Source organism: Streptomyces akebiae, assembly GCF_019599145.1.
GTDB lineage: Bacteria > Actinomycetota > Actinomycetes > Streptomycetales > Streptomycetaceae > Streptomyces > Streptomyces akebiae.
In genome coordinates this window covers 2191732-2209375 of the sequence record NZ_CP080647.1, presented here as the reverse complement: position 1 = coordinate 2209375, position 17644 = coordinate 2191732, and the positions used below count along the sequence as shown (strand labels likewise).

Genomic DNA, 17644 nt, shown 5'->3' with positions numbered 1-17644 from the left:
ATATGTCAGTGCATGTGTAGGTGCATCTGCCGGGTCAGAGGTCTGTCGGTTCACCCCTGGATGGGTCCATGCGCATGAGTTCGAATGCCGCTCCGGTCGTCGCGCCCGTCGCCGTTCCGGCGGCCGTGGCACCGGGGCCCGGCCCCGTCGCCGTGGTCGCCGGAGCCTTCACACTGGCCCAACTCCTGCTCGTGCCCCCGGGGATGGGGCTCGGGTGGGACGAGACCGTGTACGTCAGCCAGGTCAGCCCGCACGCGCCTGCGGCGTTCTTCAGCGCGCCGCGTACGCGCGGGGTGCCGCTGCTCGTGGCGCCGGTGGTCGTCTGGACGTCCTCCACCGCGGTGCTGCGGGTGTACCTGGCGGTGCTGTCGGGCGTGGGGCTGTACCTCGCCCTGCGCTCCTGGCGAGGACTCTTCCCGGCGCGTGTGGCGGCACTCGCCGGGGCACTGTTCGCGTCCCTGTGGGTGACCCTCTTCTACGGGCCGCAGGCCATGCCCAACTACTGGGTCGCCGTCGGCGCGCTCGGCTGTGTGGGGTGCTTCCTGCGGGCGCGGAACGATCCGGGGGACCGGGCGGCGCTGTGGGGCGCGGGCGCGGCCACGGCGCTGATGGCGTGGATGCGGCCCACCGACACCGTGTGGGTGACGCTCCCGCTGTTCACGCTGCTGGTGGCCGTACGGCGGTGGCGGCGACCGTGGCTCCTGGGGGTGATGGGGGCCGGCCTCGCCACCGGCGTGGTCGCGTGGGTCGTGGAGGCCTACGCCCAGTTCGGCGGGCCCGCCCGGCGGCTGGCCGACGGGTCACGGATCCAGGGCGGGCTGGGCTGGAACATCGCCGTCGACGACCAGCTGCGCAGCCTGGTGGGGCGTACGTTGTGCCGGCCGTGCACCGGCGACCTGCCGCATCCCGCGGTCATCGCCTGGTGGTTCGTCCTGCCGGTGCTGGCCGCTCTCGGCCTGGCCGTGGCGGTCCGGGCCGGGCGGGCGACGCCCACCGTGGTGCCGCTGGTCTGCGCCGCCACGGCCGCCGTCCCCTACCTGTTCCTGATCGGGTACGCCGCCCCTCGCTTCCTGCTGCCCGCGTACGCCCTGCTGGCGATCCCGGTCGCCGACGCGCTGCTGGATCTCGTCAGGGGGCCGGGCGGGGCGCGACGGCCGGTCGTGGCGGCCGTGGTGGCGCTCGGGCTCGTCGGCCATCTGGCGGTGCAGTACGCGGTGCTGGAGCGCACCGTCACGCGGACCACCGCGTTCCATCGCGACTGGGACCGTGTCGCCACGGAACTGCGGCGCCTGGGTGTGCGTCCGCCCTGTCTGCTGACCGGCGACTACGCCATCCCCATCGCCTACTACGCGGGCTGCTCGTCCGCCCACACCAGCGGCAACAACGCCAACATCACCCGGGACGGCATCCTGCGCACCGCGGACCGTATGCCCGTGGCGGCACTCGTCGCACCGGGCGGCGGGCCGCCCGAGTTCGCGCGGGAGTGGTCGGCGCACCGGGTCGCGGGGTTCCGGCTGCACGTGGCGCCGACGGGGGACCGGGTGCTCACGGGGCCGTAGGGAGGACGCCCGTGGCGAAGCCGTCCGTGACCTTGTCGAAGACCGGGCGGTAGGTGTCCCAGTCGGCGTCCGGGGCCGAGAGGTAGATGTCGTACTCCCGTTCACCCTCGCGGCCGTACCCGAGGTCGATGGCGCGGAAGGCTCGGGCCCGGCCCTGGAAGGTGAACTCCCAGACGGCCGCCGGCTCCCCGCGGAAGGTGGTCTGCTGCATCCGCAGCCGCCGGTACGAGCCCGGGTAGTTGATCTTGGTGTTCGCCTCGATGTCCTCGAAGTGGGCCATGGGGTGCGAGCCGGCGGGGTCCACGACGCCGATGGTGAGTCCGACGAGTTTCGTCTCGTCGGTGTAGGTGACCGACTCGGACGTCCGCTTGCCGGCCTGCCAGCCGTCCGGGACGGGGAAGGAGATCCCCAGGGTCCCGTCCGTGACCAGACGGAAGCCTTCGGGTACGGGCGAGGGGGAGGGGGAGTGGGAAGGGGTGGCGGAGCCGCCCTCGCTCGGGGAGGGGGATTCCCCGAAGAGAGCCGAGGGCAGGGAGAGCGCGGCGCCGACGACCGTCGCGGCCACGGTCACGGCGACGGCGACCGGGACGAGGAGCCGGCGCTTCCTCCGGACCCTGCGCGAGCCTCCGGTGGGCGAGCCTCCGATGGGGGAGCCGCCGGTGGACGTGCCTCCCTCGGCCGGGCCTCCCGCCCCCGGTGAAGGTGAAGGCGAAGGCGTCGGCACAGGCGTCGGCATCGGCAGGGCCATGGTCGCCTGGCCGGACACCACGGCGCGGAGTGCCCGTTCCGTCTCCTCGGCGGTGGGCCGGTCGGCGGGGTCCTTGGCGAGGAGGGCCTCGATGAGGGGCTCCAGGGCGCCGCCCCGCTTCAGGGGTTCCAGGGGGTCCACGGCGATGGCGTACGCGGCCTCCATCGCGGTGAGACGGCGGAACGGCGGCCGGCCCTCGACCGCCTGGTAGAGCGTGGCTCCAAGGGCCCACAGGTCCGACGCCGGACCGGGCTTGTGGCCGCGGACCCGCTCCGGGGCCATGTAGTGGATGGAGCCGACCATCTCACCGGTCTTGGTGAGCGTCGAGGCGTCCGCCGTCATCGCGATGCCGAAGTCGGTGAGAACGACCCGCCCCTCGGCGCCGAGCAGGACGTTGCCGGGTTTGACGTCGCGGTGCAGTACGCCGGCGGCGTGCGCGGCGCGCAGCGCGGCGACCATGCCCAGACCGACACGGGCCGCCTCCCCGGGCGGGAGGGTCCGGCCGTCGGTGAGGAGGTCGCCGAGGGTGGGCGCCGGGACGTACTCCATGACGATGCAGGGCCGGCCGTCACCGGAACCGCCCTCGGCGCCGCCCCCGACACCGCCGACGGGACCCCCGGTGGGGGTGTCCAGACGGTCGTCCACGACGTCATGGACGACGATCACGTTCGGGTGCGCGATCCTGGCCGCGCTGCGCGCCTCGCGGCGCGTGCGCTCGTACAGGGTGACGAGGTCGTCGGGCGACAGATGCGGCTGCACATGCAGGCGCTTCACCGCGACCTGGCGGTCGAGGACCTCGTCCCCGGCCCGCCACACCGTGCCCATGCCGCCGCGGCCTATCTGCTCCGTGAGCCGGTAGCGCCCGGCGACGAGCCGCCCTACGTCCGACACCACGTGCCCTCCGCCAGCCCTGCGTACGTTCGATTCGCCTCGTCACCATAACCGGGGCGAGGCGACGAGCAGCGAGGAGGACCGCCCCGGGACGGGGGGCGCACGGCTCGGGGCGGACCGGCGGCTCCGGCGGCCCCGGCGGGTGGACCGGGCGGGGCGGGCTCGCGGTGGGGCGTAAGCGGTTGTTCGGCGTACCGTCGTGACTGTGGACTCCACGGCTGACGGTCTCGTGGCCCGTGTCGCGCGTGAGCTCGTCCCCAGAGCGGACGAGCTGACCGCCGATGTGGAGCGATGCCTGCGCCGCGAGATGCCCGAACTATGGGCGCACCCCGACGCCATGACCGTGGACAACGTCGCCGAGCACGTCGTCGCGGGACTGTCCGCGCTGCTGCACGGCGTCGAACCGGGTGGCATCGAGGCACCGTCCGCCGGCCTGGAGCGGGTACGCCGGGTCGCCCGGCACGGGGTCCCCGTGAGCACGGTGCTGCGGGCCTTCCGGCTCGGCCAGGGCATCATCCTCGACCACCTGCTGGCGGAGATGCCCCGGTGCACCGACGACGCCGCCCTGATCAGCGAGGCCGCGCGCAGCCTGATCGCGTCGGCGGCCGGATACCTGGACCGGACCTCCGAGCAGGGCGTCGTGGCCTACGAGGAGGAGCGGGACCGGCGACTGCGCTGGCGGCTGTCCATGGTGAACGAGTCGAGCGTCCGCATCGGCACCACGCTGGACATCGCCCGCACCACGCAGGAACTGGCCGACTTCGCCACCGAGCACTTCGCCGATCTCGTGACCGTCGACCTGCTCGACTCCGCGCTCGACGCCCACGGCACTCCGCCGGACGGCCCGCCCGCGTCACCCCTGCTCCACCGGGTCGCCCAGCGCTCGGTCGCCCACCCGGGCCCGGCGGCCACGCCCACCCCTCGACCGCCCCACACCTTCGCGCCCGGCTCCCCGCCGTCCCGCGCCCTGGCCACGGGCCAGCCGACCAGGCACCGCGTCGACGGCGGCCACGGGGGGCCGTACGAGGCCGCCGAGCCCGCGGGCGGGGGGTGCGCCGGGGAAGGAGGCTGGGGCGAAACCGGGGCCCGGGCGGAGGGGAAGGGCGGCGCGGGCGCCGGGAACGGCAGGCGGCCCGGCGACGACGATCGCGCGGGTGCCGTGGGCGGGGGTGCGGGCGGCGAGGGCGGCTGCGGGGGCCGGCCCGCGGCCGTGGACGGCAGCTCCGGCGCTCGGCGCCCGGTGCACTCCACGCTGGTCGTGCCGTTGCGGGCGCGGGGGACCACGCTCGGTGTCGCGCAGTTCTGCCGGGACCGCAATCCCGACGCGTTCGACGACGAGGATCTGCTGCTCGCGCAGGAGATCGCGGCGAGGGCGGCGATCGCCGTCGACAACGCCCGTCGCTACACACACGCCCGCGCCACCGCCCTCACCCTGCAACGCAGCCTGCTCCCGCGCAGCGCGCCGAGGCAGTCCGCCGTCGACGTCGCCCTGCGCTACCTCCCCGCCGACGCCCAGGGCGGCGTGGGCGGTGACTGGTACGACGTCATCCCCCTCTCCGGGGCCAGGGTCGCCCTCGTGGTGGGGGACGTCGTGGGGCACGGCATCCACGCCGCCGCCACCATGGGGCGCCTGAGGACCGCCGTGCGCACCCTGGCCGACATCGATCTGCCGCCCGACGAACTCCTCACCCACCTGGACGACGTCGTGCTCCGCCTCGCCGCCGAGGTGGAGGAGAACGGCGCGGACCAGGAGCCCGGGACCGCCGCGGTCGCCGGGGCCGGCGCGGCCGACGCCGTCGAAGGAGACGGGGACATCGGGGCCACCTGCCTCTACGCCGTGTACGACCCCGTGTCGCGCCGCTGCACCCTCGCTCGTGCGGGGCATGTGCTGCCCGCCGTGGTCGGCCGGGACGGCACCGTCGAGATCCTGGAGCTGCCGCCGGGCCCGCCGCTCGGCCTGGGCGGGCTCCCGTTCGAGGCGGCGGAGTTCGAACTGCCCGAGGGCAGTCTGCTCGCGCTCTACACCGACGGTCTGATCGAGGCACGGGACCACGACATCGGCGCGGGCCTGGCTCGGCTCCGCGGCGCCCTCGCCCGGCCGGCCCCCTCCTTGGAGGCCACCTGCGACGCCGTACTCGAAGCGTTGCTTCCGGCCAGGCCCCCCGACGACGTCGCCCTGCTGCTGGCCCGGACCCACGCCCTCGGTGCGGGACAGGTCGCCACCTGGGACCTGGAGGCCGAACCCGCCGCCGTCGGGCGGGTCAGGGCGCACGTCACCCGGCAGCTGGAGGACTGGGGCCTGGGGGAGCTGGAGTTCACCGCCGAGCTGGTGGTCAGCGAACTCGTCACCAACGCCATCCGCTACGGCCGGCCCCCCGTCCGGCTGCGGCTCATCCGCGACCGCACCCTCATCTGCGAGGTCTCCGACTCCGGGGGCACCACGCCGCATCTGCGCCGCGCCCGGAGCTACGACGAGGGCGGCCGGGGCCTCCTCCTGGTCGCCCAGCTCGCCGAGCACTGGGGCACCCGCCGCGCCCGCCAGGGCAAGACGGTCTGGGCCGAACTGAGCGACTCCGCCGAGCTCACCTTCCCCGAGCCGGCCGCTCTCTAGGCCGGCCCTAGGTGTGCTGGGGCCGGAGGCCTCGGACGGCCCGTCCGCCCCGGGGGGATCCGAAGCGGCCCGTCGGAAGACCGGCGGGCCGCTTCGCGGCGGTCGGAGCGCGGGGGAGGTCGCCCCGACCCGGCTTCGGGAGCTGTCGCCTCACATGTGGACCACGGGGGCGGCGACGGGGTCGTGGACGGGGGCGCCGCGCCGGTAGAGCAGGAAGCTGACGACCACACCGGCCACGAAGAAGACGGCGGACCACCAGTACGCGGTCGAGTAGGCCTCCAGTCCCGCCTGGGCGACGACGGCGGGGTCCTTGGGGTTCCGGCCGTCCAGATAGTCCGCGGCGGCGCTGGTGGAGAGCGTGTTGAGCAGGGCGGTGCCGAGGGAGCCGCCGACCTGCTGCATGGTGTTGACGGCGGCGGAGGCGACGCCGGCGTCCTCGGTGGCGACCCCTTCGGTGGCCAGACTCATCGCGGGGGCCATGATCAGCCCGAAGCCGAGTCCGGCGAGGACCAGCGGCGGCAGGATGTCGGTGGTGTAGGAGCTGGTCAGGTCGAGGGTGGTCAGCCAGGCCATCGCGGCGGCGGCCATGCCCATGCCCAGCGGGACCACCGGTTTGGGGCCGAGGCGCGGGACGAGCACCGTGGACGCGAGCGTCGAGGTCAGCATCAGTCCGGCGATCATGGGCAGGAAGGCCAGGCCGGTCTCGATGGGCGTGTAGCCGAGGCTCTGCTGCAGGTAGTAGGTGAGGAAGAGGAAGACACCGAACATGCCCGCGCCGATGATCAGCACGGAGACGAACGACGCGCCCCGGTTCCGGTCGAGCAGGACGCGCAGGGGCAGCAGCGGATGCGGCGAGCGGGTCTGCCACACCGTGAACGCGGCGAGCAGAACCGCCCCGGCGAGGAGGAAGCCCCAGGTGGCCGGTGAGCCCCAGTCGTGGCTCTCGGCGTTGGAGAAGCCGTAGACCAGGCAGAACAGTCCGGCCGAGACCAGGACCGCGCCCGGTACGTCGATCCTGGCGGCCTTGTCGCGGCTGCCGCGGCCGAGCAGGATCACCCCGCCGACGAAGGCCGCGGCGGCGAAGAAGAGGTTGACGTACAGGGTCCAGCGCCAGTCGAGGTGCTCGGTCAGGACGCCGCCGAGCAACAGGCCGACGGCACCGCCGGCGCCCGCGATCGCCCCGTAGACGCCGAAGGCCTTGCCGCGCTCCCTGGGGTCGGTGAACGTCGTGGTCAGCAGCGACAGGGCGGCCGGAGCGAGCAGCGCCCCGAAGACGCCCTGGCCCGCCCGGGAGGCGACGAGCATCTCGAAGCTGCCGGCCGCGCCGCCGACGGCGGAGGCACCGGCGAAGCCCACCAGCCCCACCAGGAAGGTCAGCTTGCGACCGAAGAGGTCGGCCGCGCGGCCGCCGAGCAGCAGCAGGCTGCCGAAGGCGAGGGCGTAGGCGGTGACGATCCACTGGCGGTCGCCGTCCGAGAAGCCCAGGTCCTGCTGGGCGGACGGCAGCGCGATGTTCACGATCGTGGCGTCCAGCACCACCATCAGCTGGGCCAGGCCGATGACGGCGAGGATCCACCAGCGGTGACGGTGCGGTGGGCCGACGGTCGCCGGGGGCGAGGGGCTGGCCGTGCCGGTCGGTGTGCCGGAGACGGTTCGAGGCATGAGGGAACTCCAGAGGAGGAGGGGGCTTGGGGAAGCGAAGGCGAGCGAAGTTCGGGCAGCACGCTCTGACACCTGTCAGATTAGCTGTAATCTGACAGGTGTCAAATAATCAGTCCGATGGGCGTCACCTGGCGTGCCGTGGATCTCTGGAACGCCTCCACGGGTCCCTAAAATGGGCGCGGACCGCCCGCACGGCATACGGGCAGGGCGCCCGAGCGATGGAGGCAAGCGTGGGAGCAAGAGCCGAATCCGCCCGTCGGCCGGGACGTCCCGGCGCGGACACTCCCGCCCTGCCGGAGGAGGAGAGCATCCTCCAGCGCGGGCTGGAGGCCTTCGCCGAGTTGGGCTACGACCGGGCGTCCGCCCGTGAACTGGCCCGCCGTCTGGGCGTCAGCCACAACTTCATCAACGACCGCTACGGCTCCAAGGCCGCGTTCTGGCGCGCGGTGGTGGACTCCGCCCTGGGGGCGCAGATGGCCCGTATGCCCGAGCCCGACCCCTCGCTCGACGACGAGGAGAACCTGCGGCGGCTCGTCACCGCCTTCTACCGGACCGCCGCCGACACCCCCCTGGTCGGCCGGCTCTTCGTCGACGAACTCCACCAGGACACCGAGCGTCTGACCTACCTCTACGACAACTACATCGGCGTCGTCGTGGGCAACATGGCGTCCAGCGTCGATCGGCTCGTCGCCGCCGGACGTATGGCCCCCGTCCCGATGGACGTGCTCTTCTTCGCCGTCGTCCCGACCGTCTCCGGCATGCTCGACGTCCCTCTCGCCCGCCGCCTCGGCCGCTCCGGCGCCTCCTCTCCCGAGCGGATCGCCGCCACGGCGGAGTCGTTGGCGTCGCTCGTGCTCGACGGGGTGCTCGGGACGGGTGGGAAGGCGTCTCACTCCGCGGGGGCCGGGACCCGCGGCTCCACCTCGTAGCAGCCGTCGGCCGCCGTCGGCCGCCGTCGGCCGGGGGCGTCCGGCGGTGGGCCGGTCGGTCAGCGGTGCGGCGGCACCGTGTCGAGCAGCTCGCCGGCCATGCGCCGCGCCGGGGCGGCGGTCAGCTCGGCGAGGCGGCGGAAGGTCTCTTCGGCCGGGCGGGCGGGCCACTCGGCAGGAAGGTGACGGGCGGGGAGCCGGGGGTCGGTGCGGATGGTCCACAGCCACTCACTGACCAGCCGCAACCGGGTGCCGATCGGATCGTCACCCGCGCCGACCCCTGCGCCGACCCCTGAGCCCAGGACGGCCGTCCAGCGTTTGTCGAAGGTGACGTAGCGGGCGGCGATGCCGTCCAGGTCCCAGGTGTCGCGGATCATCAGCTCGATGTCGGTGGCCACGTCCGCCCGGGCGTGGAAGATCTTGACGTGGTCGGTGAGGCCCAGTTCGGCGACGGCCGCGGCGATGTCGACGTTCCCCGGGGCGATCCAGAGCCCGCTGTACAGGGCGCCGAACCCGGACCAGGTCAGCCGTGAACGCAGGTCGTGCCGCTGGCGTTTCCACGAGTCGGGCAGGGAGAAGCCGAGGAGGGTCCAGGTGCCGTCCCAGTCGTCGTTGACCGCGCCCTGTTTCCAGATGCGGGTGCGGCCGTCCCACAGAACGCGCGACGCCTGCGGGGTGAGGCCGAAGTACATCTTGCGGCCCTCGCGTCGGCGCCGCAGCAGACCGCGGTTGACCATCCGCGTCAGGGTGGAACGCACGGCCTGTTCGCCGACGCCGACCCGGCCGAGCACGTCGATGATGCTGCCCGAGTACACGCACACGTCACCGTCCCCCTCCTCCAGCACGTGGTTGCCGAAGAAGGCGAGCATGAGCGACTGCGGGCGCGGCTGTGGGCCGTCCGAGGCGTCGCTGTCCGGGGCGCTGTCCAAGGTGTCGCCGTCCGGGGTGTCCAGGATGTCGTGGTCCTCCACGGGGGCAAGCGTACGGCCGCCCGCCGACACTCCGTCGGGGAGGTCACCGTGAATTCGGGTGTCTCTCGAATCGTCGTCAAGAAAGCACACAACGTCGACGGGTCCGGGACAGTGGGGACCGTCGAACACGTTCCGTCAGGGAGGCACGCGAGTCATGACCACCATCGCCGTCATCGGAGCCGGGCCGGGTCTCGGCGTGGCCGTCGCCCGGCGCTTCGGCCGTGAGGGGTTCGCCGTGGCGCTCGTCGCCCGCGACCCGGAGCGCACCGAGGCGCTCGCCGCCGACCTGGCCGACCGGGGTGTCACCGCGCGGGGGTTCGCCGCCGACGTGCGCGACCCGGAGGCCCTGACCGCCGCGCTCGACGCGGCACGCTCGGCGCTGGGCCCGATCGAGGTCCTCCAGTACAGCCCGTCGCCGCACCGGGACTTCATGCTGCCGGTGCTGGAGACGAGCCACACCGACCTGGTCGGCCCGATCGAGTTCTCCGTCTACGGCGCGGTCGCCGCCGTACGGCACGTGCTGCCCGGTATGCGCGCCCTCGGCCGCGGCACGATCCTGTTCGTCAACGGCGGTACGGCCGTGGTCCCTCACCCCGACCGGGCCGGGACGTCCGTCGCGTTCGCCGCCGAGAGCGCGTACGGCCACCTGCTGCACGACACCCTCGGGGCAGAGGACATCCACGTCGCGCAGCTCGTGGTGCCCGGTGCGATCGTCCCCGGGCATCCTCGCAAGGACCCGGTCGTCCTCGCCGACACCCTCTGGGGCCTCCACCGCGACCGCCACGGCTTCCGGCACTTCGCCGACGACCTCGACGCCTGACGGTCGGCGCGCGAGTGCCCGGGGGCGGTGTCAGGCTGAAGGCACGGAACCGAGAACGCGAAGGGGAATCCCGTGATCACCACAGACCTGACGCCCGGCTCCCCCTGCTGGCTGGACCTCGGCGTCCGCGACCTCCCGGCCGCGGCGGCCTTCTACCGGGCGGTGCTGGGCTGGGAGTACGAGCCCATGGGTGGCGAGGGCGAGGGCGAGGGGGAGGAGGCGGAGGGCTCGGGCGGCATGTTCCGCAAGGACGGAAAGGTCGTCGGCGGGCTCGGCGAACTCACCGAGCAGGGCGCGCGTCCGGCCTGGATGATCTACTACACCGTCACCGACGCGGACGCCACGACGCGGGCCGTGGAGGGCACCGGCGGCACGGTGCGGGTGCCACCGAGGGACCTCGGCGAATGGGGGCGGATGGCGCAGTACAGCGACCCGCTCGGCGGCCAGTTCGCCGTCTGGCAGCCGGGTACGAACGCGGGCTTCGAGCTCGCGGACGAGCCGGGCTCGCTGTCCTGGACCGAGCTGTACACCACCGACGCCTCGGCCGCCCGGGAGTTCTACGGCGGCGTCCTCGGCTGGCAGTTCGGCGACATGCCGCTGCCGGGCGACGGGGGCGCGTACACGCTCATCACGCCCGCCGGGCTCCCCGAGGAGCGGATGCAGGGCGGCCTCATGCAGCTCCGCGCGGAGGACCTCACCCTGACCGGCGGACGGCCGTACTGGCATCCCGTCTTCGCCGTCACCGACTGCGACACGGCCGCCGCGGCGGTCACCGGGAACGGCGGCAGCGTGCAGATGGGCCCCGAGGACATGCCGGGCGTCGGCCGGCTGGCCGTCTGCCTCGACCCGTCGGGCGCGGACTTCGTCCTCCTCGCCGCCGAGAGCTGACCCTCCGCGCCCCTCTCGCGCCCTCCACGCCACCGTTCCAGCGACGGTGGCGTGCTCACCGTTGCGGAAAACAGGATCAGCGTCCATCATCCCATCAACAGGAATCCTGTTAATTCAATGTTGCAGCGATGGGTGGGTGCGATCATGTCGTTCGGTGCCAGAATCAAGGCCAGAGGGGTTCAGCTGTTGCTCGGCCGCGTCATCAGCCGAGTCCACCAGGACCTGCGCTTCACCGACATCCCGGCGCGGACGGAAACCCTCCGGGTGGACACCGGCGCCGGCCCGGTCGACTGCACCGTCTACCGCCCGCCGACCACCACCCCCACCCCCGCTCCCGTCTACGTCAACTTCCACGGTGGCGGCTTCGTCGTGGCCCGCCCCGAACAGGACGACCACATCTGCCGCTACATCGCCGCCACGGCCGGCTGTGTCGTCGTCAACGTGGACTACTCCGTCGCCCCGCAGCGCGTCTTCCCCACCGCCGTCACCCAGGCCTACGACGTCGTCGCGTGGGTCGTGGAGAACGGCGAGGCCCATGACTGGGACGGCTCACGGGTCGCCGTCGGCGGACACAGCGCGGGGGCCAACCTGACCGCCGGGGTCTGCCGGACGGCCCGTGCCCGGGGCACCTTCACACCGCGCCTCCAGATCATCGACTCCGCGCCGCTCGACCAGGTCGCCGATCCGGCCACCAAGCGGTCCCCCCTCGCCAAGCCGCTGCTCAGCCCTCAGATCATGCGGATCTTCACCGCCGCCTACGTCCCGGATCCGGCCGACCTCGCCGACCCCCTGGTCTCACCCGGACTCGCCGACGACCTCGCCGGACTGCCGCCCGCCCTCGTCATCACCGCCGAGAACGACCGCCTGCGCGACGAGGGCGACGCCTACGCCAAGGCCTTGGCGGCCGCCGGAGTCCCGGTCACCCACCGCGTCTTCGAGGGCGTCGACCACTACTTCACCCACACCGGCCCGGTGCCGGCCGGCAAGGAGGCGATAGACCTGATGGCCACCTCCCTGCGCACCGCCCTCGACGCCGCCGTCCCCGACGTGGCTTGACGGCGCGCGCCCCGTCGGGGGGACACTGCCCGCCCGAGGCCTCGGATCCACCGGCCGTCCCGCCGACGAAAGGCACCACGTGCGGCTGCACACCCGTGAATGGGGCGCCGGTGACCGGACCGCCCTGCTCGTCCACGGCATCATGTCCGACTCCCGCACCTGGCGCCGGGTCGCCCCGGCGCTCGCGGACCGCGGCTACCGGGTGATCGCCGTGGACCTGCGCGGCCACGGGCTCTCACCGCGCGGCGCCTACAGCCCGCGGCTCTTCGCCGACGACCTCGTCGACACCCTGCCCCGCCAGGCCGACCTGGCGCTGGGGCACTCCCTGGGCGGGCTCGCCCTCTCCCTCGCCGTCGAACGGCTGCGGCCCCGGCGGGCGGTCTACTCGGACCCGGCCTGGGCGTCGGCCGGCCCCGAGGTCGGCCCCGAGGTGTTCGCCGCCTTCAAACACGCCACCCGCGCCCGGACGGCCGCGCTCAACCCACGCTGGGACCCCGAGGACGTCGACATCGAGATGGCCACACTGGCCGCCTGGGACGCCGGCTCCGCGCACTTCCTCGGTGGACGCCCGCTCACCGGCTTCCTCCCCGACCGCCCCGTCGTCCCCTCCCTCCTCCAACTCGCCGACCCCAGCTTCCTGATCGGACCCGAGGCCGCCGACCGCCTCGGGGCCGACGGCTTCACGGTCCGTACGGTCCCCGGGGCGGGCCACACCATCCACCGGGACGACTTCGACGGCTTCATGAAGTCCCTCGACGGCTGGACCTGACGCCCGCACGCCCGCCCTCTCGACGTTCGCCACCGGGGCGGCGCGCGCGGTGGCGTGGCTACGGCGCGGTGCGGACGCGCTCGTACAGGACGGGGTCGTGCGCGTTGACGACCGTGAGATCGGCGTCGGCCCGGCGGTGCAGCTCGGCGAGGCGGGCGTGGTTGGCGCGCACCTGCTTCAGGTCGTGCGCCAGCAGGTTCTCCACGGCGCGCAGGGCGCCGGGGACGGGGGAGCGCCCGTCGATCGTTCCGCGGTGGAAGAAGGCGTCACCGGCGTGCAGGATCCAGCCGCTTCCGGTGTCGACCGCGACGCAGGCGTGACCGCGGGTGTGCCCCGGCAGGGACACGAGGACGATTCCCGGGGCGACGGCGTCGAGTTCCTTGGCGGCGGCGAATCCGCGCCACGCCTCGCCGTCCGGAGTGTGCTCGACGAGCTTCGGCCCGTGGGCCCACTGCGCCGACCGGTACCGGGACCGTTCCCGCCGGGACGGGGAGACGATGGCACCCAGGGCCTCGGCCGCGGTCGTGTGGACCTGGGCGTCGGGAAAGTCGGACAGGCCGCCGATGTGGTCGAAGTCGAAATGGGTGACGACGATGTGCCGCACGTCGTCCCGCCGGAACCCGAGGGCCTCGACCTGCCGCGCGGCCGTCTCCTCGGCCCGGAGCACGGGCCTGACCAGATGCCGGGAGGTACCCAGCCGGCGTCCGGGCTCGGCGATGTCGCGCAGCCCGAACCCGGAGTCCACCAGCACCAGTCCGCCCGGCGTCTCGACGAGCAGGACGTGGCAGACCAGCGCGCCGGTGAGCGGCAGCATGGTCCCGCAGTTGAGGTGGTGCACCTTCACGGCAGTACCGCCTTCGGGGAGTCGAGGAGGGAAAGGGAGAGGAAACGGCGGACAGCGTACGGGTCGGTGCCCCGACCTCGTGGCCAGTGGTGCCGGCGTCATCGTTCCTCGGTCGGCGGTGGGCCCCATTCCGCTCCGGTGCGCAGGCGGTACGCGGCGACGGCGGACTCCACCGTGGGGAAGAAGTGCCGGGGGTCGAGGGTGCGGGTGAGGCCGTACCGCTCGATCTTGCGTCGTACCGGGTCCTTGAGCTCGGCGAACACCAGATGCACATGCCGGGCGTTGAGGTCCTCGTCGAGCTCCTCCAGCACGTCGGCGGCGGTGGTGTCGACGTCGGTCATCGGCTCCGCCGCGATCAGGATCCAGCTCGGCCGCGGCTCGGCCGAGGCCAGGCGCCTGACCTCGTCGCGGAAGGTCTTGGCGTTGGCGAAGAAGAGCGGTGCGTCGAACCGGTAGATCACCAGGCCCGGCAACTGACCGGCCCGGGGGTAGGAGCGGACGTCGTGGTAGCCCTCCAGGTCCCGCACCCGCCCCAGCACGGTGTTGTAGGGCCACCAGGCGCGCCGGAAGACATTGAGGACGGACAGCCCCACGGCGACGGCGATGCCGGGCAGTACGCCCAGCAGGGCCACGCCCAGGAAGGCCGCGAGGCAGAGCAGGAACTCCGCCCGGCGCTGCCGCCACAGCCGTACCGCCCCCGGAATGTCCGCCAGGGAGAGCGACGCGGTGATGACCACGGCTGCCAGGGCCGGCTGGGGCAGATCACGGAACAGACCCGGAACCAGCACCAGCATGAGGACAATCAGTGCCGCTCCGACGACCCCGGTGAGCTGACTCCTGGCCCCCGCGCGCTCCGCCACGGCCGTCCGGGACCCGCTCGTGCTGACCGGGAAGCCCTGGAAGAGACCGGCCGCCAGATTCGCCACCCCGACCCCGGTCATCTCCTGGTTGCCGCGGACCTCCTGCCCCGTACGGGCCGCGAAGGCCGACGCGTTGGAGATGGTGTCGGCCAGGGACACCAGGGCGATGCCCAGGGCCCCGCCGACCAGCGGGGCGAGGTCGGAGAGCCGGATGTCGGGGATCGTGAACGGCGGGAAACCGTCGGGCAGTTCGCCGACCAGGCTGACACCGTGTGCGCCGAGGTCGAAGGCCGTGGCAGCGGCGATCGCCAGGACCACCATCACGAGCACCGCGGGGACCTTCGGCAGGAAGCGCTGCAGGACAAGGATCACGACGATCCCGCCGCAGCCGACCGCGGCGGCGGCCGGCACCGCCGCCCCGTCGGCGAGTTCCCGGACGAACCCGACGCACTCGCCGATCAGATGGTCCGCCTCGACCTTGAAGCCGAGCAGCTTGGGCAGCTGACCGATCAGGATGGTCAGGGCCAGGCCGTTCATGTAGCCGATCATCGTCGGTTTGGAGATCAGGTCGGCGATGAAACCGAGCTTGGCCACCGACGCCAGGATCATGACGGCCGCCACCATCAGCGCCAGCATCGACGCCAGCGCGACGGCCCGGTCGGGGTCCCCGTCCGCCGCCACCAGGGGCAGCACGGTGGCGGCGATCATCGGCCCGAGCGAGGAGTCCGGGCCCAGCACCAGGATCCGGGACGGCCCGCACACCGCGTACCCGAGCAGGCAGAGCACCGTCGTGTAGAGACCGGTGATGGGCGGCAGGCCCGCCAGCTCGGCGTACGCCATGCCCTGCGGCACCAGCAGCGTCGTCAGGACGACCCCCGCGACCAGGTCCTTGACCAGCCACTCGCGCCGGTAGGACGACACCGCACGGACCCCGGGAACCGCCCGCACCCGGGAGAGAAGCCCTCGACTCTTGCGCTGGGTTGTCACAGACCGTCCTTCCGTCCCGGCACAGCGCACAGCGTGGCACGGGAACGGCGGGACCCCGGCGCGGACGGTGAAATGTCGCCCCTGCCGGACGGCGCTGTCAGCCCAGGTCGAAGAGGTTCGGCAGCCGCAGGAGGTACCGGGTGCGGTCGTGGCGCTTGAGGGCCTCGAACTCCGGCGCCCGGTACAGCGGGGTGACGGTGCACCGTTCGGCGGACGAACCGGTCCGGTCCAGCAGGGCGTTGACGGCCTGCCGGGCCGAGGTGTTGGCGCCCTCCATGGTTGCCAGGTCGATGGGCACGGCCACGTAGTCGCCGGACAGGAAGAGGTTGGGAATCCTCGTCGCGGATCGGGGACGGTGGTGGAAGGTCCCCGTCGGATGGATGAGCAACTGCTCCTCGTTGACCGGGTTCGGGGTGCCGAGTCCGTCCACCGCCGGATCGAGGAACCAGGAATGCAGGACGGAGTCCTTCAGAACCGTACGTCCGGTGTCGTTGAGCGCCGCCTTCAGCTGCGCCCACACCTCGCGGGCGACCTCGGTGCGGGTGCACTGCTTGGCCGTCTTCCCGTAGAGGATGCCCGGCCGGTCCCACTCGGAGACGTCCACGGAGAGGCAGTCCGCGACCGTGCCGTCACCGAAGTCGGCGGGGAAGTCGTGCCTCGGCCAGTGCTGCGCCTGCGCGATCGCGGTCAGCGACCAGGGGGAGTCGATGAGGTCGAGATGGCCGTGCAGGATCGGCGTACGCTCGGTCAGATAGAACTGGATGCCGGTCATCCAGTCGGTCTGCAGCCGGTCGCACGCGGCCAGTTGGGGATCGGCGGCGCGTACGGCGGAGTTCCAGGTGCGACGGGCGTGCTCGACCGGCATGGCCGAGATGTAGTGGTCGGCGGTGACGGTCCGCCGGGCGCCCGCCGGATCCTCCACGACGGCCCCGCCGATCCGGCCCTCCTCCAGGGTCAGGTCCCGTACGGTCCAGCCGACCCGGAACTCGACCCCGAGCGACCTCAGATACGTCACCCACGGATCGATCCAGGCCTCGTTGGTGGGCGCGTCGAGGATCCGGTCCAGCGGTCCGTCCGCGCCCCGCCCCAGCAGGTTGAAGGCGAAGGCCTCCAGCAGGGTGGCGACCGTACGGGTACTGGCCTCCTCCGCCTTGGTGGCCACGATGTTGCGGGTGATGCCGACGGCCAGGATCCGCTGGTAGTCGTACGACATCTGCCCGGCCCGTACGAACTCCCACCACGGCGTCCGCTCCCAGGTCTCGTCGCGGCGTTCGTCGCAACTGGTGAGGAAGACCAGGAAGCGGTTGGCGAAGTAGAGGGCCTCGTGGAGCGGGAGGTTGAAGGCGGTGTCGAGCACCGAGGTGACGGCCCGGCGGATCTCGTCGGGGGTGAGTTCGGCGGGGCTGTTGTCCGGCCAGGGCAGCGGGATCCTGATGTCCTCGCGGCCGCCGGACCGGGCGAACAGCATCTCCTTGGGGGCCACGAGGTTGTCGTGCACGCCCTGGGCGTTGCCCGGGAAGGGGATGCGGCGCATGGTGTCGGGCAGGTTGTGATAGATCCCCGGGATGAAGCGGAAGCCGTGTTCTCCGGGCAACGGGGCGCGGCCGCCCGTACCGCTGTCCGGTACGTCCATGCTGCGGGCCTTGCCGCCCAGCGCCTTGCGTTCGTAGACCGTCACCCGGAAACCGCGTTCGGCGAGTTCGTGCGCCGCCGTGAGCCCGGCGACGCCCCCGCCGAGGACGGCCACGGTCGGAGGAGCGGCACCGTCCTGGGCCGCGGCCCGCCGGGTGGTGCCCAGGGCGACGGCGCCACCGGCGGCCGTCGCCGTACCCAGGAACCCTCTGCGTGTGGTGCCGCCCAGCGCGTCCATCGCCCACCCCTTACCGTCGGTAACCATTGGCGTACGAAGATAGGAGCGACGCACCGATCCCGGAAGGCGACCGACGCGGCAGGGGTCACTTTGGCTTGATGCCGTATCAGGTCGCCGAGCCGAGCCGAGTCGAGTCGCACCGCACACCGCCGAGCGCACCGCGCCGCTTCCTGGTGCGT

General features: G+C 73.0%; 13 protein-coding genes. 7 read left to right on the top strand and 6 right to left on the bottom strand.

Annotated elements, in window-relative coordinates; all coding sequences use genetic code 11:
- The first annotated feature begins 68 nt into the window (after positions 1–68).
- On the top strand, positions 69–1559 hold the full coding sequence (locus tag K1J60_RS09700; protein WP_220645851.1) for a hypothetical protein: 1491 nt from the start codon (positions 69–71) through the stop codon (positions 1557–1559).
- Here K1J60_RS09700 and K1J60_RS09695 read toward each other — a convergent pair.
- Positions 1546–3201 (bottom strand): serine/threonine-protein kinase, encoded by a 1656-nt coding sequence (locus K1J60_RS09695; RefSeq protein ID WP_220645850.1) that lies wholly within the window; start codon positions 3199–3201, stop codon positions 1546–1548. The two genes, K1J60_RS09700 and K1J60_RS09695, sit on opposite strands and share 14 nt — an antisense overlap.
- A gap of 202 nt (positions 3202–3403) precedes the next feature.
- On the opposite strand from K1J60_RS09695, the gene K1J60_RS09690 reads away from it, so the two are divergent.
- Positions 3404–5809: a SpoIIE family protein phosphatase gene (locus K1J60_RS09690; RefSeq protein WP_220645849.1), complete on the top strand. Its 2406-nt coding sequence runs from the start codon at positions 3404–3406 to the stop codon at positions 5807–5809.
- A 150-nt stretch (positions 5810–5959) separates the two neighbouring features.
- On the opposite strand, the gene K1J60_RS09685 is transcribed toward K1J60_RS09690, so the two are convergent.
- Positions 5960–7471, bottom strand: coding sequence for an MFS transporter (locus K1J60_RS09685; protein WP_220645848.1), 1512 nt, complete (start codon positions 7469–7471; stop codon positions 5960–5962).
- A 230-nt stretch (positions 7472–7701) separates the two neighbouring features.
- On the opposite strand from K1J60_RS09685, the gene K1J60_RS09680 reads away from it, so the two are divergent.
- Positions 7702–8400 carry a TetR/AcrR family transcriptional regulator gene (locus K1J60_RS09680; RefSeq protein WP_317619704.1) on the top strand — a complete coding sequence of 233 codons (699 nt, stop codon included), beginning with the start codon at positions 7702–7704 and terminating at the stop codon, positions 8398–8400.
- Between the two features lie 59 nt (positions 8401–8459).
- On the opposite strand, the gene K1J60_RS09675 is transcribed toward K1J60_RS09680, so the two are convergent.
- On the bottom strand, positions 8460–9371 hold the full coding sequence (locus K1J60_RS09675; RefSeq protein WP_398683164.1) for a PaaX family transcriptional regulator: 912 nt from the start codon (positions 9369–9371) through the stop codon (positions 8460–8462).
- 154 nt (positions 9372–9525) lie between these two features.
- On the opposite strand from K1J60_RS09675, the gene K1J60_RS09670 reads away from it, so the two are divergent.
- The 4 genes from K1J60_RS09670 to K1J60_RS09655 all read left to right on the top strand — a co-directional run bounded on the left by K1J60_RS09670 (position 9526) and on the right by K1J60_RS09655 (position 12904).
- Complete coding sequence (locus K1J60_RS09670) at positions 9526–10191, top strand: SDR family NAD(P)-dependent oxidoreductase (RefSeq protein WP_220645846.1); 666 nt, start codon at positions 9526–9528, stop codon at positions 10189–10191.
- A gap of 72 nt (positions 10192–10263) precedes the next feature.
- Complete coding sequence (locus K1J60_RS09665; RefSeq protein WP_220645845.1) at positions 10264–11079, top strand: VOC family protein; 816 nt, start codon at positions 10264–10266, stop codon at positions 11077–11079.
- 144 nt (positions 11080–11223) lie between these two features.
- Positions 11224–12135 (top strand): alpha/beta hydrolase, encoded by a 912-nt coding sequence (locus K1J60_RS09660; protein WP_220651387.1) that lies wholly within the window; start codon positions 11224–11226, stop codon positions 12133–12135.
- A gap of 79 nt (positions 12136–12214) precedes the next feature.
- On the top strand, positions 12215–12904 hold the full coding sequence (locus K1J60_RS09655) for an alpha/beta fold hydrolase (protein ID WP_220645844.1): 690 nt from the start codon (positions 12215–12217) through the stop codon (positions 12902–12904).
- A 58-nt stretch (positions 12905–12962) separates the two neighbouring features.
- Here the strand turns inward: K1J60_RS09655 and K1J60_RS09650 are convergent, their stop codons facing one another.
- The 3 genes from K1J60_RS09650 to K1J60_RS09640 form a co-directional block, all read right to left on the bottom strand.
- On the bottom strand, positions 12963–13748 hold the full coding sequence (locus tag K1J60_RS09650) for an MBL fold metallo-hydrolase (RefSeq protein WP_220645843.1): 786 nt from the start codon (positions 13746–13748) through the stop codon (positions 12963–12965).
- A gap of 98 nt (positions 13749–13846) precedes the next feature.
- Positions 13847–15595 carry a SulP family inorganic anion transporter gene (locus tag K1J60_RS09645; protein ID WP_220645842.1) on the bottom strand — a complete coding sequence of 583 codons (1749 nt, stop codon included), beginning with the start codon at positions 15593–15595 and terminating at the stop codon, positions 13847–13849.
- A 97-nt stretch (positions 15596–15692) separates the two neighbouring features.
- A complete protein-coding gene (locus K1J60_RS09640; RefSeq protein WP_398683163.1) occupies positions 15693–17492 on the bottom strand; it encodes a hydroxysqualene dehydroxylase in 1800 nt (599 codons plus the stop codon).
- Between the last annotated feature and the right edge of the window lie 152 nt (positions 17493–17644).